The sequence below is a fragment of the Streptomyces sp. NBC_00996 genome (assembly GCF_045162675.1).
GTDB lineage: Bacteria > Actinomycetota > Actinomycetes > Streptomycetales > Streptomycetaceae > Streptomyces.
On the sequence record NZ_CP108723.1, the window covers coordinates 4,629,580 to 4,648,724 of the forward strand.

At 69.3% G+C, this 19,145-nt stretch carries 17 protein-coding genes, 1 tRNA gene and 1 pseudogene; 12 read left to right on the top strand and 7 right to left on the bottom strand.

Going from position 1 to position 19,145, the window contains the following annotated elements:
• Positions 1 to 48 precede the first annotated feature (48 nt).
• Positions 49 to 1,047 (bottom strand): RNA polymerase sigma factor RpoD/SigA, encoded by a 999-nt coding sequence (locus OG390_RS21710; RefSeq protein ID WP_399093243.1) that lies wholly within the window; start codon positions 1,045 to 1,047, stop codon positions 49 to 51.
• A gap of 168 nt (positions 1,048 to 1,215) precedes the next feature.
• Between OG390_RS21710 and OG390_RS21715 the strand changes: the two genes are divergently transcribed.
• The gene (locus OG390_RS21715) at positions 1,216 to 1,743 is read left to right on the top strand and encodes a GNAT family N-acetyltransferase (RefSeq protein WP_406170256.1); all 528 of its coding nucleotides are present in this window, start codon (positions 1,216 to 1,218) and stop codon (positions 1,741 to 1,743) included.
• A gap of 17 nt (positions 1,744 to 1,760) precedes the next feature.
• Here OG390_RS21715 and OG390_RS21720 read toward each other — a convergent pair whose 3' ends face one another.
• Positions 1,761 to 2,567 carry a dioxygenase gene (locus tag OG390_RS21720; RefSeq protein ID WP_406170258.1) on the bottom strand — a complete coding sequence of 269 codons (807 nt, stop codon included), beginning with the start codon at positions 2,565 to 2,567 and terminating at the stop codon, positions 1,761 to 1,763.
• A 108-nt stretch (positions 2,568 to 2,675) separates the two neighbouring features.
• Here OG390_RS21720 and OG390_RS21725 point away from each other — a divergent pair, with 108 nt between their 5' ends.
• Complete coding sequence (locus tag OG390_RS21725) at positions 2,676 to 3,188, top strand: MarR family winged helix-turn-helix transcriptional regulator (protein WP_406170260.1); 513 nt, start codon at positions 2,676 to 2,678, stop codon at positions 3,186 to 3,188.
• Positions 3,189 to 3,458: 270 nt separating this feature from the next.
• Here the strand turns inward: OG390_RS21725 and OG390_RS21730 are convergent, their stop codons facing one another.
• Positions 3,459 to 5,006, bottom strand: a complete 1,548-nt coding sequence (locus OG390_RS21730) for an MFS transporter (RefSeq protein ID WP_406170262.1) — start codon at positions 5,004 to 5,006, stop codon at positions 3,459 to 3,461.
• Between the two features lie 140 nt (positions 5,007 to 5,146).
• Positions 5,147 to 5,791, bottom strand: a complete 645-nt coding sequence (locus OG390_RS21735; RefSeq protein WP_406170264.1) for a TetR/AcrR family transcriptional regulator — start codon at positions 5,789 to 5,791, stop codon at positions 5,147 to 5,149.
• Positions 5,792 to 6,128: 337 nt separating this feature from the next.
• Between OG390_RS21735 and OG390_RS21740 the strand changes: the two genes are divergently transcribed.
• From OG390_RS21740 to OG390_RS21765, 6 genes are all read left to right on the top strand, one after another.
• Entirely contained in the window at positions 6,129 to 7,406 is a 1,278-nt protein-coding gene (locus OG390_RS21740; protein WP_406170266.1) for a M6 family metalloprotease domain-containing protein, read from the top strand.
• Between the two features lie 179 nt (positions 7,407 to 7,585).
• Positions 7,586 to 9,301, top strand: a complete 1,716-nt coding sequence (locus OG390_RS21745) for an IclR family transcriptional regulator C-terminal domain-containing protein (RefSeq protein ID WP_406170268.1) — start codon at positions 7,586 to 7,588, stop codon at positions 9,299 to 9,301.
• A gap of 384 nt (positions 9,302 to 9,685) precedes the next feature.
• On the top strand, positions 9,686 to 10,114 hold the full coding sequence (locus OG390_RS21750; protein ID WP_406177788.1) for a hypothetical protein: 429 nt from the start codon (positions 9,686 to 9,688) through the stop codon (positions 10,112 to 10,114).
• Entirely contained in the window at positions 10,012 to 10,362 is a 351-nt protein-coding gene (locus OG390_RS21755) for a hypothetical protein (RefSeq protein WP_406177790.1), read from the top strand. Before OG390_RS21750 ends, OG390_RS21755 begins: the two co-directional genes overlap by 103 nt.
• Before the next feature lie 97 nt (positions 10,363 to 10,459).
• A tRNA-Arg gene (locus OG390_RS21760) sits at positions 10,460 to 10,532 on the top strand.
• A gap of 113 nt (positions 10,533 to 10,645) precedes the next feature.
• Positions 10,646 to 10,990: a hypothetical protein gene (locus OG390_RS21765; RefSeq protein WP_406170270.1), complete on the top strand. Its 345-nt coding sequence runs from the start codon at positions 10,646 to 10,648 to the stop codon at positions 10,988 to 10,990.
• A 95-nt stretch (positions 10,991 to 11,085) separates the two neighbouring features.
• Here the strand turns inward: OG390_RS21765 and OG390_RS21770 are convergent, their stop codons facing one another.
• Together OG390_RS21770 and OG390_RS21775 are read right to left on the bottom strand one after the other, a co-directional pair.
• Positions 11,086 to 12,324, bottom strand: coding sequence for a tyrosine-type recombinase/integrase (locus tag OG390_RS21770; RefSeq protein ID WP_406170272.1), 1,239 nt, complete (start codon positions 12,322 to 12,324; stop codon positions 11,086 to 11,088).
• Positions 12,325 to 12,606 (bottom strand): helix-turn-helix domain-containing protein, encoded by a 282-nt coding sequence (locus tag OG390_RS21775; RefSeq protein ID WP_406170274.1) that lies wholly within the window; start codon positions 12,604 to 12,606, stop codon positions 12,325 to 12,327.
• 476 nt (positions 12,607 to 13,082) lie between these two features.
• Between OG390_RS21775 and OG390_RS21780 the strand changes: the two genes are divergently transcribed.
• The 4 genes and pseudogenes from OG390_RS21780 to OG390_RS21795 all read left to right on the top strand — a co-directional run bounded on the left by OG390_RS21780 (position 13,083) and on the right by OG390_RS21795 (position 17,959).
• Positions 13,083 to 13,304 (top strand): helix-turn-helix transcriptional regulator, encoded by a 222-nt coding sequence (locus OG390_RS21780; RefSeq protein WP_406170276.1) that lies wholly within the window; start codon positions 13,083 to 13,085, stop codon positions 13,302 to 13,304.
• A gap of 679 nt (positions 13,305 to 13,983) precedes the next feature.
• The gene (locus OG390_RS21785) at positions 13,984 to 15,150 is read left to right on the top strand and encodes a DUF3631 domain-containing protein (RefSeq protein ID WP_406177792.1); all 1,167 of its coding nucleotides are present in this window, start codon (positions 13,984 to 13,986) and stop codon (positions 15,148 to 15,150) included.
• A gap of 498 nt (positions 15,151 to 15,648) precedes the next feature.
• A pseudogene (locus OG390_RS21790) lies at positions 15,649 to 16,500 on the top strand (mobilization protein); the annotation flags it as partial.
• Positions 16,501 to 16,777: 277 nt separating this feature from the next.
• Positions 16,778 to 17,959, top strand: coding sequence for a hypothetical protein (locus tag OG390_RS21795; RefSeq protein ID WP_406170278.1), 1,182 nt, complete (start codon positions 16,778 to 16,780; stop codon positions 17,957 to 17,959).
• Here OG390_RS21795 and OG390_RS21800 read toward each other — a convergent pair.
• The gene (locus OG390_RS21800; RefSeq protein WP_406170280.1) at positions 17,946 to 19,136 is read right to left on the bottom strand and encodes a hypothetical protein; all 1,191 of its coding nucleotides are present in this window, start codon (positions 19,134 to 19,136) and stop codon (positions 17,946 to 17,948) included. The two genes, OG390_RS21795 and OG390_RS21800, sit on opposite strands and share 14 nt — an antisense overlap.
• Between the last annotated feature and the right edge of the window lie 9 nt (positions 19,137 to 19,145).

Sequence of the window (19,145 nt, forward strand, 5' to 3'; positions counted from 1 at the left end):
GCGTCCCGCGGGTCCGTACGGTCCGCGCGGGGCGGACCGGTACGAGCCTTACGCGGCAGCGTCGAACCCCGTGTCGCGGGCCAGCTTCTTCAGCTCCAGAAGCGCGTGCTTCTCGATCTGACGGATCCGCTCGCGGGTGAGACCGTGCTCCTTGCCGACCTCTGTGAGCGTGCGCTCCCGGCCGTCCTCGATGCCGTACCGCATCTTGATGATGGAGGCCGTGCGCTGGTCGAGGCGGCCGATCAGGTCGTCCAGCTCCTCGCTGCGCAGCAGGGTCATGACGGACTGCTCGGGCGATACCGCGGAGGTGTCCTCCAGCAGGTCGCCGAACTGGGTCTCGCCCTCGTCGTCCACCGCCATGTTCAGCGAGACCGGGTCGCGGGCCCAGTCCAGGACATCGCCCACGCGCTCCGGCGTCGAACCGAGCTCGGCGGCGATCTCCGCGTGCTCAGGCTCGCGCCCGTGCTCACGGTTGAACTCGCGCTGCACGCGCCGGATCCGGCCCAGTTCCTCGACCAGGTGGACGGGGAGGCGGATCGTGCGCGACTGGTCGGCGATGGAGCGGGTGATGGCCTGACGGATCCACCACGTCGCGTACGTCGAGAACTTGAAGCCCTTGCGGTAGTCGAACTTCTCGACCGCGCGGACCAGGCCCGCGTTGCCCTCCTGGATGAGGTCGAGCAGCGGCAGGCCGCTACGCGGATAGCGGCGGGCGACAGCGACGACCAGCCGGAGGTTCGAGCGGATGAAGATGTCCTTCGCACGCTCGCTCTCGGCGACCAGCGCCTCGAGCTCCTCGCGGGACGCGTCCGCCCGGGCCTCCTCCTCACCGTCGAGGATCTGCCGCGCGAAAACACCCGCCTCGATCATCTGGGACAACTCGACTTCCTTGGCTGCGTCGAGCAGTGGCGTACGCGCGATCTCGTCGAGGTACATGCCGACCAGGTCGCGGTCGGCGATCTCGCCGCCTACGGCGCGAACACTGCGTGCCGCGTCGGTGGTCTCGCCGGTGGCGGACTTACGACGGGCGACGGCACGGGTTGCCATGCGTGCTCCCTTGCGATGGTGGCTTGCGGGTGGTCCTGGACTTCGAGCTCACCCTCCCGGGTGCCCGGCATCCGAAGGAAACAACGACTGGAATCCGGACAGAATTCCCAAGCCGCCCCTCGATTTTTCTGATCATGCAGTACCCTGTCCGGCCACAGAGGAGGACGGATGCCGTCGGAACGTACAGAGGTGCAGGTCAGGCCGGGAGTCGAGAGCGATCTCGACGCCCTCACGGACATCTACAACCACTACGTACGCGAGACGCCCATCACGTTCGATACCGGGGTCTTCAGGCCGGAAGAGCGTCGCTCGTGGCTGCTCTCCCACCCTGAAGACGGACCGCACCGTCTGATGGTTGCCACGGACGCGGACTCACAGGGGATTCTGGGGTACGCCACATCCAGCGCGTTCCGGGTGAAGCCCGCGTACGACACCTCCGTGGAGGTCACCATCTATCTCGCCCCGGATGCCGGCGGCCGCGGCGTCGGCACCCGCCTCTACAAGGCCCTCTTCGAAGCCCTCGCCGACGAGGACCTGCACCGCGCCTACGCCGGCATCGCCCAGCCCGAGAGGAACGAAGCGTCCGTGCGGCTGCACGAACGCTTCGGGTTCCGGCACGTGGGCACGTACCGCGAGGTGGGTCGCAAGTTCGGCCGCTACTGGGATGTGGCCTGGTACGAGAAGGAACTCTCGTAGCCTCCGTCGGGCGCGGGTCAGCCGAACTGCACCGACCGCTTCGCCATTCCCATCCAGAATCCGTCGATCACGGACTTCTGCCCGGCCGGCCCATCGGCCGCGTCCGCCGCGCCCATGGTCACGAAGAGGGGGGCGAAGTGCTCGGTGCGCGGGTGGGCGAGACGGCCCGCCGGGGACTTGCGCTCGAAGTCGAGCAGCGCGTCCACGTCACCGGCGTCCAGGGCGCGGTGGCCCCAGTCGTCGAACTCGCTCGACCAGGACGGCACTCCCCCGCCGCTGTGCCGCAGGGCCGCGAGATTGTGGGTGAAGAAACCGGAGCCGACGATCAGCACGCCCTCGTCGCGCAGCGGCGCCAGCTTGCGGCCGATCTCGAAGAGGCGGACCGGGTCGAGGGTCGGCATGGAGATCTGCAGGACCGGGATGTCGGCCTCGGGGAACATCTCCACCAGCGGGACGTAGGCGCCGTGGTCGAGCCCGCGATCCGGGATGTCCTGCACCGGCGTACCGGGCGCCCGCAGCAACTTCCGTACGGACTGCGCGAGTTCGGGGGCGCCGGGGGCCGCGTACCGCACCCGGTAGTAGTGCTCGGGGAAGCCCCAGAAGTCGTACACGAGCGGCACGGTCTCCACCGCGCCGAGGGCGAGCGGGGCCTCTTCCCAGTGCGCGGAAACCATGAGGATCACCTTGGGGCGCGGCAGGTCCGCGGACCAGGCGGCGAGCTGGCCGGGCCAGATCGGGTCGTCGGCGAGCGGCGGGGCACCATGGCTCAGGTAGAGGGCGGGCATGCGCTCTCGCGAGGCACGCTCCTCGACGGCGGCGGACATGGCGGCTCCCTCCGGCGGGTTCAATCACCTGACGCTTATATTTGAACTTTAAAGCTCTACCCTGAGCTTAGCGCGCTTTTGTTTAACATTCAAGAAGGGGCTCGTACAGTGGAGTACATGAACACGGCACCCGCTGAAGAGCCGCGCTGGCTCACCGACGAGGAACAGCGCATCTGGCGTGCGTACATGCACGCCACCACCCTGCTTGAGGACCACCTCGACCGCCAGCTCCAGCGTGACGCGGGCATGCCGCACATCTACTACGGCCTGCTCGTCCAGCTCGCCGAAGCACCGCGCAGACGGCTGCGGATGACCGAGCTGGCCATGAACGCGAAGATCACCCGGTCCCGGCTCTCCCACGCGATCGCGCGTCTGGAGAAGAACGGCTGGGTGCGGCGCGAGGATTGTCCCTCCGACAAGCGGGGACAGTTCGCGGTCCTCACCGACGACGGCTACGAGGTGCTGAGCCGTGCCGCGCCGGGCCATGTGGCCGCCGTACGCCAGGTCCTGTTCGACCGGCTCAGCGCGGACCAGCAGAAGGCCTTCGGCGAGGCCATGCGCGTCATCGCCGAGGGACTCCAGCCGAAGGACGCGGGCGCCGACCTGCCCTGGCTGCGCTAGGTGTACTCGAACTCCGGCCTGCCCCGCGACGCCTGGCACGGAGCCCGCCCTCCGGGCGGACGAAGGAGTTCGACGACAGGCCCTGGGCCCCTCCCGTCGAGAGCTCATTCGTGGGGAGTTCCGGCACGCCTGGCACTCGGGAGTCCGGACACGGGTCCGCCCCGGCTCCGTGGAGTTCGGAGCCGGGGCGGACCCTGGGATTCGTACGGACGAGGCGTCCCCACCCCGCGTCCGTACGCGAAGTGCCCGAAGTGTCGGCGGTACGGGTGATCAGTGAGCGATCACCGGCACCTTCACCTCGTCCTCGATACCGTCGCCCGCACCCGCGCCGGAGGCCGAGGTGACGTCCGGACGGCCGGTGTTGATGAAGGTCGCAGCAACCGTCGCGGCGACCACGAGGATGCCGACGGCGAACCAGATCGCGTTGGTGTAGCCGTGCACCTGGCCTTCCAGCTGGACCAGCTGCTGCTGGGGCTTGGAGGCGGCACCGGCGATGTGGTCCTTGATGTACGAGGTGGTCGCCGAGGCGGCGATCGTGTTCAGCAGGGCCGTGCCGATCGCACCGCCCACCTGCTGCGAGGTGTTCACCATCGCGGAGGCGACACCGGCGTCACGCGGCTCGACGCCCAGCGTGGCCAGCGACATGGCGGGCATGAACGCCGTACCCATACCGAGGCCGAGCAGCACCATCGACGGCAGGATCACACCGGCGTACGAGGAGCCGATCTCCAGCTGGGTGAGAAGCAGCATGCCGACCGCGGCGACCACGAAGCCCGGAGCCATCAGCAGGCGCGGAGCGACCCGGGTCATCAGGCGAGTGCCGATCTGCGTGGAGCCCACCATCATGCCGCCGATCATCGGCAGGAAGGCGAAGCCCGTCTTGACCGGCGAGTAGCCCTTCACGATCTGCAGGTAGTAGGTCAGGAAGAGGAACAGGCCGAACATCGCGATGATCGCGAGGCCGAGGGAGAGGTAGACGCCTCCGCGGTTGCGCTCGGTGATGACGCGCAGCGGCAGCAGCGGGGCCTTGACCCTGGACTCGGTGAGGATGAACGCCGCGAGCAGCACGGCCGAGGCGACGAACAGGCCGACCGTCACGGAGTCGCCCCAGCCGTCGGACTCGGCGCGGGTGAAGCCGTAGACGAGGGAGACCAGACCGAGGGTGGACAGGACGACGCCCGGGATGTCGAGCGGCGAGCGGTTGCGGCCGCCGGCCGGCTCACGGATGACGAAGTACGCGCCCGCGGCCGCGATGATCGCGAACGGGATGTTCACGAAGAACGTCCAGCGCCAGTCGAGGTACTCGGTGAGGACACCGCCGAGGATGAAGCCCACGGCGCCGCCGCCACCGGCGATCGCGCCATAGATGCCGAACGCCTTGGCGCGCTCCTTGGGCTCCGTGAACATCACGGCGAGCAGCGAGAGCGCGGCGGGCGCGAGCAGCGCGCCGAACGCACCCTGCAGGGCGCGGGCGCCGAACATCATCGCCTCGTTCGTGGCCGCGCCGCCGATCGCGGACGCACCGGCGAAGCCGATCAGACCGGCGACGAAGGTGCGCTTGCGGCCCCACAGGTCGGCGATCCGGCCGCCGAAGAGCAGCAGACCGCCGAAGGCCAGGGCGTAGGCCGTGACGACCCACTGGCGGTTGCCGTCCGAGATCCCCAGGTCCTGCTGGGCGGAGGGCAGCGCGATGTTCACGATGGTCGCGTCGAGGACGACCATCAGCTGGGCGAGCGCGATGAAGGTGAGCGCCTTCCAGCGGTTGGAATGGGCGTCGGCCTCTGCCGCTTTCGCGGTGGCCTTGGACGTTTCAGACATGGGGGTACCCACTTCGGTACTTCGTAGCGAAAAAGGATCAGGAAAAGGGACGGCTCGTCGCCGGTGACGGTCGGAAGCGTTGTGCCGGTTCTGACTGGTGCTGTGCGCTGAACTAATCGGTCAGGTGGACGACGTGTCGGTCACGCTCGTCGCATGTCCTCCACGGTGGCGGCCACTCCGGGCAGTTCGGAACGGGCCGGAGCCCGCAAACCGTCCAGGAACAGCTGCAGATGACGGTGTACGAAGCGGTCGATGCCCTGGCACGCGGTGCCGGGCAGCGGCCGGGTGAGCTGGCTGACGGCGATCATCAGGTCGCCGAACTCGACGTCGGGGCGCAGCTGTCCGGCCTCGCGGGCGCGGGCCATCAGCTGCTCGATCAGGTCGGTGATCCGGTCGCGCGCGGCCACCAGATCGGGGTGGTTCTGGTCGAAGGCCTCGGAGAGCATCGGGCACAGGGCGCCGATCCGCTCGTCGGCGGCGAAGTGCACGAAGCCGCTCAGTGTCTCGAAGGCGTCGCCACCCCCGGCGATCGCCTCCTCGACCCACTCCGACGTGCGGTCCATGACCGAGCAGACGACCTCCCGCGCCAACGCGTCGCGGTCGGGGAAGTTGCGGTACACCGTGGCATTGCCGACCCCGGCCCGGCGGGCGATCTCGTCGAACGGCACCTCGGGGCCGAACTCGACGAACGTCTCGCGGGCCGCGGCGACGATCCGCTCCCGGTTGCGCAGGGCATCGGCGCGCGGCCGGACCACTCGACGCTGCACGGGAGTGGCGGTTTCCACGGCGTACTCCTCCTCTTCCTTGCGGTGCGTGACGGCGGTGAGGCCGGTGCTTGAAGGCTGTGGTGCGATCCGGGGATTCGCTCCCCGTTTCGCGTGGACGTATGGCTAAACGGGGAAACGATCCCCGGTTATTTCCCGCCCGCGGGATTCTTTTCTGTGACCCGCGTCACATGCCTGTCGTGAGCTGCGGAGGCCTCCGGCGGGCCTCCCGCGGGCCTTTCGGGGGAGAAACCCACGATCGGGCTCCTCCAGCGCGCGCCCGCCCCGTCGTCGACACAGGGTGATCGCAAGGGTGCAGCCGGAGATCGGTGGCTGCCGTGGAGCGAAGGGCCCCCGCATGCAGCCGACCAGCCGCCGTCGGATACGCCCGCGCCGCGTGGCAGCGCTGGCCACGGTGACCCTCCTGACGCTGACGGTCAGCACCTCCGCCGGCACCGGGCACCTCACGGCCGGCTCCACGGCGGCGGGCTCCATCGCGCTGGCCCATTCCACGGCGCTCGGTCCCTGCATGATCAATGGCTCCATGGGCGTACAGATGGGGGAAGGCATCCCCACCGCGCCCGCCTACGCCCGTTCCACCGGCATCGTCCGTGCCCTCACGCTGATGGTCGACTTCTCCGACGCGCCCGGAAAGGGCAGCGCGCTCGACCGCTACGGTGAGTTCTTCCCGCAGACCCAGCGATGGTTTCGCGCCGCGTCGTACGGCCGCCTCGACTACCGCCCCTCGACCCCCATCAAGCACTGGCTGCGGATGCCCAAGCCCTTCAACGCGTACGGCATAGAGCGCGGCGCACCCTTCGACCCCGGGTACCGCGAGCTGGTCCAGGACATCGTGGCCGCGGCCGACCCCACCGTGGACTTCGACTCGTACGACATCCTGAACATCCTGGTGACGCCGAACGCCGGGCCCTCCGCACTGGACACCGTGCTGTCGGTGACCTTCGCCGGCAATACGGAGGCGCCGGTCGCCGACGGCGTCCCGGTCTCCAACGCGTCCTTCGTCTACAGCCGCCAGGACGACGGCTCCGGCTCCTACGCCGACACCGGCTACCGGGTGCTCCCGCACGAGAACAGCCACACCTTCGGCCTGCCCGACCTCTACACCCAGGACGGCGGGGGCGCGGTCGGCCACTGGGACATCATGAGCGAGGACTGGGGAGCCGACAACGATCTGCTCGGCTGGCACAAGTGGAAGCTCGGCTGGCTCGACAACTCCCAGGTCCGCTGCGCCGCCGCCCCCGGCACCACCGAGTACACGATCACCCCGCTGGCCCGGCCCGGCGGCAACAAGCTCGTCTTCGTGCCCACCAGCACCAAGACCGGGTACGCCCTCGAACTGCGCACCCGTGAGGGCAACGACGCGGCGGTCTGCCGCCCCGGCATCCTCATCTACCGGGTCGACGCGGACGTCGACACCGGGAACGGGCCCATCACCGTGTACGACTCCCAGAAGGACAGCGGCGGCTGCACCCGCTCCCCCAACGTGCACGCGGAACTCTCCGACGCGCCCTTCGAGCCCGACGAGACCTTCAAGGACCCCAAGACGGGCGTCACGGTCCATGTCACCGGGGTGGACGCCGCGGGGAACTACCGGGTGACCGTGACGCGGCGCTGAGGGCCCGCGAGTGCGTCCGCCGACCGCCACCTACCGCTGCCGACCGCCGCTGACCTGCTGGAGTGGCCGGGCACGTGTGCCGGGCAAGCATTACGGTGTCTCTTCTGAGAGCCGCACCACGGTGTCTCTTCCGAGAGCCGCACCACGGTGTCTCTCCTGAGAGCCGCAACGGAGAGCCCATGCCATCGAATGTCGTGCCGGCCCCCGGGGCTGGGACCGGACCCGGGACCGCGGTGCCCGCCGAGGCCGTCACTCCCCTCATCCGCGGTATCGCCGTGCTACGGCGGCTGACCGAGGCCGACGGGGCGTCCAGCCTGAGCGGGCTCGAACGGGCCACCGGGCTCGCGCGTTCCACCGTCGACCGGATCACCGCGACCCTCGCGCGCATGGGGTACGTACGCCTCGACGGCCGGGACGCCGTACTGGCCCCGCGTCTGATGGAACTGGGCAACGCCTACCTGGCGGCCCTGCGGCTCCCCCACCTTCTGGACGCGCACGCCGACGCGCTCGCCGACGAACTGGACGAGTCGGTGTCCCTGGCCGTCGGCGACCGGGACGGGATCCGCTTCATCCACCAGGCGACCCGGCGCCGCGCCATGTCCCTTAGCTTCCGCATAGGCGACCTGCTGCCCGCCGAACGCACCGCGCCGGGACCGCTGTTCGCCGCCGAGTGGGGCCAGGAGGAGTGGACGCGCTGGCGCGAACGCCGGGCGGCCGATCCGGAGGACCGCGGTTTCCCCGCCGTACCGGCTCGCAGCCGACCCTACGAAGCCGAGGACGCGGCGGACTCCGCGGCGGCCGCACTCACCCGCCTCCCCATCGTCGGGGACGGCTTCGAGCAACGTGCGGCCGAGGCACGGGAGGCCGGGTGGGCGCTGGACGACCAGTTGATCGAGCCGGGGCTCGTCGCCGTGGCCATGCCCGTCCGGGAGGCGGGGCGGGTCGCGTGTGTGGTGAGCGTGGTGAGTCACACCAGCCGGCACACCGCGGCCGACCTGCGGGACACCCTGCTGCCACGGCTGCGGACGGCCGTGGCGGCGATGGAGCGGGAGCTGCGACAGGCGCCGCCCGCCGAACCGGGGGCCGCTTCCGGGCTCGCCACCTGGACCGGTGCCTTCAAGCAGGAGCTGGGGCGGGAGTTCGTCGAGTCGCTGGCCCGCGGACTCACCGTCGTCACCGCCTTCGGCGAGGGCCGCGCCGAACTGACCCTGACGGAGGTCGCCCAGGCCACGGGGCTCGCCCGCGCGACAGCCCGCCGCGCCCTGATCACCCTGGAGCACCTCGGATACGTCACCGCGCACGACCGCGTCTTCCGGCTCACGCCGCGCGTCCTGGGCCTCGGCTTCCCTCCGCTGTCACGGACCTCGCTCTCCGACATCGCGGCCCCGCACCTCACCGAACTCTCGCAGCGGCTGCACGACTCGGTGTCGCTCGCGATCCTGACCGGCGACGAGATCCAGTACACGGCCCGCGTCTCCACCAGCCGCATCATGAGCGTCAACATCGCCGTCGGCACCCGGCTGCCCGCGTACGCGACCTCACTGGGCCGTGTGCTGCTGGCCGGCCTGCCGGAGGCCCGGCTGCCCGAACTGCTCCCGCAGACCACCCGCACCCTCACCGACCCGGAGCGGCTCAGGGCCGAACTGGACCGCGTACGGGATGCCGGATACGCCCTGGTCGACGAGGAGTTGGAAGAGGGACTGCGGTCCGTCGCCGTACCGGTGCGCGAGCGCCACGGGCGCGTCGTCGCCGCGGTGAACGTCGCCATGCACAGCAGCCGCCGCACCCCCGAGGAGTGCGTCCGCGACGTGCTGCCCGAACTCCGTGCCACGGCCGGCCGCATCGAGGCGGACCTGCGGGTCGCGGGCCGCTTCAGGCGCGTACCCGTCAGCTGACGGCGTGCCCAAGCGGGCCGGCGTCCCAGGCCAAGGCAGGGGCGCCCAGCCTCGCCGCCGACCTGGACCTCAGGGGCCAAGTCCGGGGCGGGTCCGGGCTGCTGCTCTCAGGCTGTGGCTCCTGGCTGTTGCTTCCGGGCCGTTGCTCCCGGGCTGTTGCCGGGGACTTGCTCGCGTCTGGGGCGGTCGTCGCTTCAGGCGGTAGCCAAGAGGCGTCGATGCGCCAAGAGGCGTTGATGCAACAGCCACATGGGACGCGGGGAGTCTCACGGAACGTGGACAGCCATACGGAGCGCGGACAGCCACATGGGAGGGGGTGGGCGAAGCGGAGACGGCCGTCGCGGCACCGCTCGCACCGCTGCCGTGAACGCCGGCAGCACGCTCATGGGCGAGTGTGACCAGGACGAACTCCCGTCGGCCGTAAGGCTGTCCGACGCGGGAGCACGCCGGCGCGCGGAGTTCGCGGCGGGCCGCCTGGCCGCATGGCGGGCACTGGAGGCGGCGACGGACCAAGGCCAGTGGCTGAGACATACGGCGACGGGTTCCCCGGCCTGGTCCCCAGGGGTGCGAGGCTCGCTGAGCCACAGCGACGCGATGGCGGATCGAGGCCCTTCGTGCCCGAGCCGGGAACGCCGAACCAGTCGTACAAGGTCCACCCGAGCCCCCACCTGGGTCCGAACGCCATGCACTTCTCGGAGTCGCTGCCGACCCTGTTCACCCGAGCGGGCCTCCCGGCCGCCGAGGTCGACCAGGCAGCCTCAACCCTGGTCGCCTACGTCATCGGCACAGCCACCAGCGAGGCCGCCCGCCTGACCACCCTCGCCCGCAGGCCAGACCGAACAGGACTGGGGCACCGCCCTCTGGCCCACCGCCGAACAGGACTGGGCCACCGCCCTCTGGCCCACCGCCGAACAGGCGGCCCAGCCCACCCCGCCTTCGCGAGACCTACGCCGACCAACGCAACAAGGACCCCCGCACCACCCGCGAAGCCACCTTCGCCCACGGCCTGGCCCGAGTCCTCGACGGCCTCCGAACCCGCGTTCCCCACCCCCCCTTCCTGACCCTCGCCTCCCCTCCCCCACCTGCGCAAACCGGAACTCTCCCAGCCGCCGCCCGCCATCCGCTAGGCTAGCCACCGGATCCCACCGGGATCCGCACGCCTTCGTAGCTCAGGGGATAGAGCACCGCTCTCCTAAAGCGGGTGTCGCAGGTTCGAATCCTGCCGGGGGCACAGAGAAACACCTGGTCAGAGGCCCTTTCGTCCAACGGACGGGAGGGCCTTCGTACTCGCAGCACGCATATGGCACACATGGGGCTGTGGGCAGAGGTGGGGAGCTGTGCGAGATGCCCGCGAAGGACGAGCTGGCCCGGCGACGGTACGAAAGGCTGGTCGACCGGCTTGAGTCGATGATGCGGGCCGCGCTGAAGCCGGAGTACGAGGGGTACTACGGGCAGCTGATCCTTGGCGCTGACGATCTTGCGGAGATGGGCGAGCTCAAGGACGTCCGGCATGCCGCCAGGGAGGCGGGACGGCGTCTCGGCTGGAAGACGACCACCCGTCTCGTCGGTGAACGGCTCTTCGTCCTCGACGAGCGGAAGGCTCCCGAGAAGATCGAGCGGCTGGCCGGAGATGCAGCCGCTGCCGCGATCGACCGAGCCCGGCAGGAAAGCCACCGACCGCGCGGCTGACCTGATCCGGGGGAGACGCAAGGCGCCGCCCCACCGAATCAGCGCGGTGGGGCGGCTCCCTCGGTTACAGCTCCCCGGCACGGATCAGGCACACATCACGCGGCATCATCCTCCAGAGTGGCCACCGCCTCGGCGGCCTCACGGGCCTTTCGCTCCGCCTTCTCCAGCTTGGCCTTCGCCTTGGCCAGTTGCTTGGCCCGGCGCTTGTGCATCTTCTTCGAGACCTCGTCCAGACGGTCAGGGAGGAGGTGCCCGTACGTGTCCAGGGTCAGCGTCGCGGACTTGTGGCCCAGCATCGTCTGGACGACGTTGACGTCCGCGCCGCTGGCGATGGCGAGCGAGGCTGCCGTGTGCCTCAGCTTGTGCGGGGTGACCTTGAGGTGCCCCAGCCCGGCCTTCGCGACCGCTGGCGCGAAGAATCGCTGACGGAAGTTGCGGGCCCGCAGCGGCCCGCCCTGCGGGGCGGTGAAGAGCAAGTCGTCATCTCCCCGCCCCTGGACGTGGGGCTTCAGCTCATCGGCCAGGAATCGCGGGATCGGTACCGACCGGCGCTCGTGGTTCTTGGGGGTGTCGAGGTAGAGCTTGCCGTTGTCCTCGGCGTACGCCTCGACGATGTGCGCTCGACAGGCGTCCAGATCGACGCGGCCCACCTTCAGTGCGGACGCCTCGCCCCAGCGCAGGCCGGTGTAGGCCAGCAGCAGGATGAACACCCGATAGGCGCCTGACGCGTTGGCCAGCGCGTCGACCTGCATGTCGTCGAGGTATACGTGGTCAGCTGGCATCGCCTTCGGCAGGGGCACGCCGACAGCCGGGTTGACCGCCAGACGACGGGCCTTGACCGCGTAGCCGAGAACGCGGCTGAGGACGACGTACGCCTTGCGGACCGACCGCGGGCTGAGCTTCCTGCCGCCGGCCGCCTCGCCGGACAGCAGATCCGCGAGCCACTCCGCGATGTCCTCGAAATGGATGCGGTCCAACGCGGTTGTGCCCCACTTGGGGATCACGTGGACGTCGAGAACGCCGCGATAGCGGGCCCGGGTTGAACGCTTGAGATGGATCTGCGCGGCCAGCCAGGACTCCGCCACCTCTGCGAACTTCACGCGTGCGGCGGCCGGATCGCGGTAGGAGCCGTCGTTGAGACGGGACTCCATCCTCGTCCGCTCGGCCTCGGCGTCGACCTTGCGGGTGAAGGTCTTCATCTTCGGCTTGCCGTCGGGGTTGTACCAGCGCACGCGGTAGCGCCCCGGTGGCGTACGTCCTGCCCGCTTGGCGTCCGCCACGGCCCGTACGTACGCCGCGTGCCCTATGCGGTCCTCAATCCAGACCCGCGCCAACTAGCACCCCCTCCGGTCATCACCGGGCACCGACGGGAGCGGCAGGAGCAGGGTCGTGGGTGAAACGCCGAGCGCGGTGGCGATGGCGACGAGGTCGTCTACGTCGCAGCGGCGGCGGGCGCGTTCGGTGCGGCTGCGGGCGGTGTTGGCCATCGGACGGCCCAATGCGGAGCAGCGGGCGGCGAGCTGGTGCTGGGTCAGACCGCGCACGAGGCGTAGGTGCTCGATGGCGCGGGCGGTGTGGAGGCCGGCGGGGCCTATTCCGACGGTTCGGTTGGACATAACAAATAGCTGTAACTTGCAGCCGGCCGTCAGGGCAAGACTTAGTTCTTAAACTCTCCAAAAGTCGCCCGGGGGCGAAGTGGTGTTCGTCTCGTCGAATTCCGGTACATCACGAGTCGTTTCGGCGGGGAGGTTGTGCTACCTTCCCTCCGCGTCAAGGAATTGGGCGATTTGAGCGGCTATCGGATGGGATATCCGTGGACTGACCACGTCACTTCTCAGCGCTGGACGTCGCCTCTGAGCTGCTGAGGTACCGGATTCCGGCACTTCAGCCGGTTGCTTCTCCGCAGAAAATTTCGGCTCCCGCGGGAGCGATTTCGACAACCGGGGATCTGCCCTTACTGTTTTGGTCTTCCCCGGCGACGCCGAGGGAAGTAGCCGGGAGTTTCAGAATTCACTCTGGACGCTTCCCAAGTGGTGTGGCTGTGTTGCCCACGCCTGCCATCCAAAACCCTGATTCCTATACGGAGACCTCATTGCCGAACCACTCCCCGCGCCTTGCCGGCGCCGAGCGTGACCAGCTCGCCACTCCCGCCGACGTGGCCGCGTACCTCGGGGTACCAGTGAAAACCCTCTACCAGTGGAAGTACCGGGACATCGGCCCCAGCGTCCACAAGGTCGGCCGTCACCTGCGCTACCGCTGGCGGGAGGTGGACGCGTGGCTGGATGCCCAGACGTCGTACGACCTCACGGCCTGACCCCGCGTCTGGCGCGGACAACGAAGCGGCCCCCGGCGCGCCAACGCCGAGGGCCGAAGACTCCCCTGTCGATTGCCCATCCCTGAACGAATGAGCTGGTGAGGGGTGGGACCTTGCCCGTCCTGCCTCTCACCGGAGAGGAACGCCTATGGAGGACTCTACGTCCCCCAGCACCACAAACACCTCCCCGACCGACTGGCCCACTCCCGCGGTCCCCGGCGAAGGCATCCCCTGGCGCCGCAGGGATCAGGCGGACACACGGTCCCCCACGTCGGGGACCGTCGAGCACTCGGCGGATGCGCAAGCACACGGGGACCGTCCCCAGCCGTCTGCTGATGCCGCTGTTGGGGACCGTCCCCGCGAAGTGCCCGCTGCTCGGTCCCCGCACGTCCCGGTCCCCGTATCGACATCCGACGCAAACCCGCAGGTCAGCGGCGCCAAAATGGGGACCGGTCCCCAAGAGGCTGCAGTTGCACCAGGGGACCGCAATGGGGACCGTGAGCACGGTCCCCGCCAGTCGCTGGGGACCGAGAACCCCGTGGCGGGAGCCGCCCAGCAGGAGGGGACCGGTCCCGTCGACGCACGGGGACCGGATCACGTGACCGGCTCCCGGCCTCCTCGGGGACCGGCAGCCCCTGGGGAACGGGGTTCCGGTGAGGGTGCGGAACTGCTGGATGAGTTGCGGGCGGCGATCGGCAAGTACGTCGTGCTGCCCAGTGACGAGGCGCTGACAGCGGTCACCCTGTGGGTGGCGGCCACGCACATCCAGACCGTTCTGCAGCACGCGCCGCGTCTGGCGGTCGTAGGCCCGACGAAGGGCTGCGGCAAGTCCCGTGTTCTGGACGTGCTTCACGAGACCGTCCACCAGCCGATCATGACGGTGAACATGTCCACGGCGGTGCTCTTCCGCGTCATCGGCAAGAATCCGCGCACGATCCTCGTGGACGAGGCCGACGCCATCTTCAGCAAGGCCGGCGACAACGAGGAACTGCGCGGCCTGTTGAACGCCGGACATCAGCGCAACCGGCCGGCCTGGCGCATCTCCGGTCCGGAGCACAAGCCGACCCCGTATCCGACCTTCGCCATGGCCGCGCTGGCCTCGATCGGCGACCTGCCCGACACGATCACGGACCGGGCGGTCGTGCTCCGCATGCAAAAGCGCAAGCCGGGCGAGAAGGTGACCCCGTTCCGCTCGCGCTACGCCACACCGGAGCTGAACGCGGTGCGGGACAAGCTGGCCGCCTGGCTAGGACCGCTGCGCGGCACGGCCGGCGGCATGGCGCCGACCATGCCGGTGGAGGACCGGGCGGCGGACACCTGGGAGCCGCTGGTCATCGTCGCCGACCTGGCCGGCGGCCACTGGCCCGCCAGTGCCCGTGCGGCCTGCGTGGCGATGAGCCGGTACGAGGCCGTCCAGGACGAGCAGACCAACCTGAAGACGCGGCTGCTGCGCGACATCCACCGCGTCTTCGAGGCACACGGCAACCCCGAGGCCCTGTCCAGCCTGGATCTGGTCACCACCCTGCTCCAGGACCCCGACGCCCCCTGGGCAGAGCACGGCACCAACGGGCTCAACGCCTACCACCTGGGGAAACTGCTGCGGGACTTCGACATCCGCCCGGCCAACTACCGCTTCGACAAGGGCAGGCAGGCCAAGGGGTACGCCCGCAACCGGTTCCTGGACAGCTGGGCCCGGCACTGCCCCGACCTCACCGAGACGGCGCCCGCCCCCGCGCACGACGCCACGCCCGCGCGTCCGGCCCAGGGCAAGCCGCCCGCCGTCCCGGCAGGTCAGCTGCCCATCGGCCCGCCCGGCGGCCCCTCCGGCCCCAAACACGCCCGCTGACCCGCCTCCCCCTGGGTCCGTATCACTGCGTCGCATCCGTCCCCGCGCAGGTCAGCGCGGGGACGGATGTCCTCACCGGGACGGACATCTCCGTACCTGCCCGAGTGTCCGTACCTGTCCTGACCAGGCATGGGACGGATGCGACGCACGTGACACAGCCCCCGCCCCCTCACCGCCGGAGCATCACCATGCACGAACAGCACCACGAACTCCCCACAGTTCAGCAGCAGACGCACACCGCCTCAGCCCCAGACAACCGCGCAGCAAGGTATGCCGCTGGACCGTCCAAGGACGGCCCCATCGGCGATGCCTCCGCCCCGGGAGTGGCGGAGGCACTCGGGCACCAGGGGGCGCCCGAGCAGGAACAGCCCGCCGACACCGCTGCACCGCTCCCACGTGCTGCCGAAGCCGCCGCGCTGCACCGTGTCGCCCGACGCCGCAAGCCCGACCCGAACGGCCAGCGCAAGCAGCGCGTCGACGCCCGCTACAGCATCGATGCAGCCCACCTCCCAGCCGGGCCGACGCTGGCCCGCCCTCTGGCACCAGGCCACCGCCGTACTCGAACGCATCCCGCACCGTCTCGACCAGCCTGACAACCAAGCCTCCCAGGCTCACATAGCGGCCTTCGGTGAAGCCCTCGACGCTCTCCCTATCCTCACGCCACAGGACATCCGACCCCAACTCCGAGACGCGGCAACCGTGTTCGAACGCGCCACCCGTTCTCGTTTCCAGGCCGAACACCGCCATGCCCTCGCGTTGCGCGGCGCCGTGCGTGCCATGCTCCGCGAGCCCGCCCCCACGGACGGTGCCGTTCTGGCGATGTTCCTCGACGCCGCGATCCTCGTCGTCATCGCCGCCGCCCGCTGGCACGAGCTGCGCCATCACGACCAGCAGGTCGCCGCCGCCCACCAAACCCTCCTCCACCTTCGGGCGGCCTACGACCAAGCAGCAGCCGCACCCCTGGCCGCCCTCGCCCAGCGCCGGCCGCCCCAGCAGACCGTGAACCGACACGTCCGCCACCTACGCCACGCCGTGCCCGACCACGCCGAGCAGATCATCGACGACCCCGCCTTCGACGCCCTCACCACCACCCTCGCCCAAGGCGAAGCAGCTGGCCGCGACCCGGTATGGCTCCTCCAGCAGGTCGCCGACCAGCGCGCCCTGGATGACGCCGACTCCGCCGCACGAGTCCTGACCTGGCGCCTCCAGCGCCTCAGCGCACGGCTGGACCCCAGTGCAGGAGCCCGCGCAGCACAGGACCGCAGCGCTGCCGCACAACGCATCGACGCTCAAGTCCACAAGGGCGCAGCTGTTACAGCCCCACAGCCGCCGCAGGTACGTCAGCGCTGATCACGGTGTGCCGACAGCCCCTTTGCTTGATGCCGGACAGCGGGCTATGAGACCGCGTCCTGCATGGTGAAGCGGACGAGTCGCCTGTGGCGCATAAGGCTGCCGTGAGTCCGAAGAAGGGGCGCGTGCAGGTACCGCAGGAGCGGTCCACGCGCCCTGGGTGCGTCCGAGGCAGGCGATCTGCCATGGGCATCAGGTTCGTCCCGAAGCGCCAGCGCCGCCGTCGGGTTATCGCGTTCGAGGCATCGCTGGCAGTGGGATACATGAGACTGCCGATGTGTTGATCGGTTATCTAATTGTGGGTAGCGAGCTGGCGCTCGGGGTCGCGATCGCGCTGTTCTTCATTCCTGGACCAGTGCAGCGGTGGTGTTTGGGGTATTTGGAGGACTTCGAGCGACTCCGCGTCGCCTCGGGGTTGCGTCGAGCTGTCCCGCTTCTGATGCAGATACTGTTGCTGCCGCCTCAAATACTGGACCGAGTCGACGGCCACGGATTGGCCCCTCAGTATGTCGTGCGATGGTGGCGAGCTCTGCCCCTGGCCATGCCGATCAAGGCGCTCCGGTTTGGCTTGCTGCTAGTCGTCGTGGCGAACGTCGGCAACATGGCCGACTGGGACCATCTGCGGTTGAGCGCGGATCCGGGACCGCAGCCAGGCGTGGTGCAGGCACTGCTCAGCAACATCGTGGCTGTGCCGATGGCGGTGCGTGCATGGGACTTTTCGCTGGTAGATAGAGCAGCGCCGTTCCTGTTCTGGGCCCTGATCTTGATCGCTGAAGTACGGCTTCTCAAGCGCACAAACTTGACCAGCTCTGGTAGCGGCGCGACGCATGCCGCGTATGACCTCGAGACCCTTGTTGGGCCCCGGGACAAAGAGAGTGCGCGAATGGAATATCGCCGTTGTTGGCCTGTCGTGGCACTACTGACGGTCGCAGCCCAGTGCGCCACAGTTCTTCGTCGCTGGGAGGAGACCCAGCCGGAATGCCAGATACCCCGGGTTTCCGTGCAACCAGTTGAGCAAGTGATCTGGATGGCCCACCGCACCCGCCGCGCCAGAGCCAGACGGCACAACGAGCGGCAGTTCAAGGCGCACGCCGCACTGGTAGTGGGCGCGCTGCGAAGGGCTGAAGCGCGGCAGGACTCCGAGCCGGGTCGGGCCCTTGAGGACCTGATCGTGATGCTGCTGACAATCGCCGAACGCTACGCCGAGGGCCGCATAGACGACCTTCTCGACGCAGATCAACTCGACGGCGTGGATCCGGCCGCGCCACGGGAGCGATTGCGGATGGGAGTCGTGGGGCTCGTGGTCGTGGTAGTTATGGCTTGTGCGGCTGTCCTCGGGTTGCCCGAGGCTGCACTCGTCCCTCTGCTTCCGGTAGTGGTTCTGTTTGTCGCGGTCGTCTTCAATCGTGGTCGGATGCCAACTGCAGGGCAGCTCACCGATTTGATCATCCCACGGTGAGGCTGAACAGCCCATGTTGAAGCGCCCTCTCACCAAATGGGACGCCTTCTAAAAAAGGTGTGCAGCTGGTCCCGCGGTTGCTCGATGTCTCGAGGCTTTCCCGGATCACGCTGCCGCAGGCACGCAGAGCCTCCGTCAGCTCTCCTTGCAGCTTGTGCGGGATGGTTCCGGCCCTGAGGGAACAGGCACGAACCAGCGCACGGCAGTCCTCTGATTGCCGGTCTGTGGCGATCGCGGTGAACAGGGGGTGCGCCAGGTTCTCGCGGGCCGCATAGCCGTCTTCGGCGTTCGTGGTCCTGCGGTGGAGGTCCTCGACAACGTGTGCGGCGGGCGCCTCGGCGGAGCCGATCGCGTCGAGGACCGTAAGGCCGAGCCGGATGTCGAAGACGGTCATCCCGGGTTCGGCCTGCCACCCGTGATAAGCGGCTGCCAGGTCCTTCAGGTGTCTGTCGACGGGCTGCCTGGCGCTGAGCCGGAAGAGGGCGGTCAGGCAGTCCGTGACAGCTTGCTCCCATGGATCGCCGGGCACCGTGTCGGCGAGGAGATCAGCAGCCCCTGCCGTGTCGTTCGTGACGAGGGCGGCAAGTACCGCGACCTGCCGTCCGTCAAGCATCCGCTTTCCGATGCCATGGTGGGCTTCGATGTGCGCCAGGGCCTCGGCCCATCGCCCCTCGGTGGTGAGGGTGCGCGTGCCGTCGGCGAGGAGAACGCGCCACAGCCACGCGCGAACCTCCTGGCGGTCTTCGTCAGTCGCAGTGAGGTCCGCGGGTACGTTGACGCCCTCGAAGCGGGCGGCCGTGCCCGACTCGACGGCCTTGTACAGGTTAAGGAGTCGCTGACGGCCCTCATCGGCGTGGCCAGCGCGGATCTGGAGGCGGGCCAGGTTGACGACTGGTTCCAGTCCGCGGATCGCGCTCATGCCGGACAGGGGACAGGCGTGGAGGTAGGCTGCGGCGTGCTTGTGGCACATCGCGCGTGCGAGGTCGGGGAGGTCGAGGTCGGAGGCGATAAGCGCGGCCTGGTTGTAGACGGCCGATGCGAGCCCCTGGTCGGTCGCTTTCACCGCGGTGTCGGCCAAGTCGACGAGTGCGCGTACGCGTTGAGGCAGGGGTAGGCAGGCGGGTCGGAATCGCGCGACGAGCGGGAAGCGCTGGGCTACGGGGCCGTGCGGGTCCATGGATCCCCC

What these genes read in the sequence shown, in the direction of transcription:
- OG390_RS21730 (WP_406170262.1), bottom strand. Translation starts at nt 5,006, where the DNA reads ATGTCTGAAACGTCCAAGGCCACCGCGAAAGCGGCAGAGGCCGACGCC.
- OG390_RS21715 (WP_406170256.1), top strand. Translation starts at nt 1,216, where the DNA reads ATGCCGTCGGAACGTACAGAGGTGCAGGTCAGGCCGGGAGTCGAGAGC.
- OG390_RS21750 (WP_406177788.1), top strand. Translation starts at nt 9,686, where the DNA reads ATGGGCGAGTGTGACCAGGACGAACTCCCGTCGGCCGTAAGGCTGTCC.
- OG390_RS21775 (WP_406170274.1), bottom strand. Translation starts at nt 12,606, where the DNA reads ATGTCCAACCGAACCGTCGGAATAGGCCCCGCCGGCCTCCACACCGCC.
- OG390_RS21720 (WP_406170258.1), bottom strand. Translation starts at nt 2,567, where the DNA reads ATGTCCGCCGCCGTCGAGGAGCGTGCCTCGCGAGAGCGCATGCCCGCC.
- OG390_RS21800 (WP_406170280.1), bottom strand. Translation starts at nt 19,136, where the DNA reads ATGGACCCGCACGGCCCCGTAGCCCAGCGCTTCCCGCTCGTCGCGCGA.
- OG390_RS21740 (WP_406170266.1), top strand. Translation starts at nt 6,129, where the DNA reads ATGCAGCCGACCAGCCGCCGTCGGATACGCCCGCGCCGCGTGGCAGCG.
- OG390_RS21765 (WP_406170270.1), top strand. Translation starts at nt 10,646, where the DNA reads ATGCCCGCGAAGGACGAGCTGGCCCGGCGACGGTACGAAAGGCTGGTC.
- OG390_RS21710 (WP_399093243.1), bottom strand. Translation starts at nt 1,047, where the DNA reads ATGGCAACCCGTGCCGTCGCCCGTCGTAAGTCCGCCACCGGCGAGACC.
- OG390_RS21745 (WP_406170268.1), top strand. Translation starts at nt 7,586, where the DNA reads ATGCCATCGAATGTCGTGCCGGCCCCCGGGGCTGGGACCGGACCCGGG.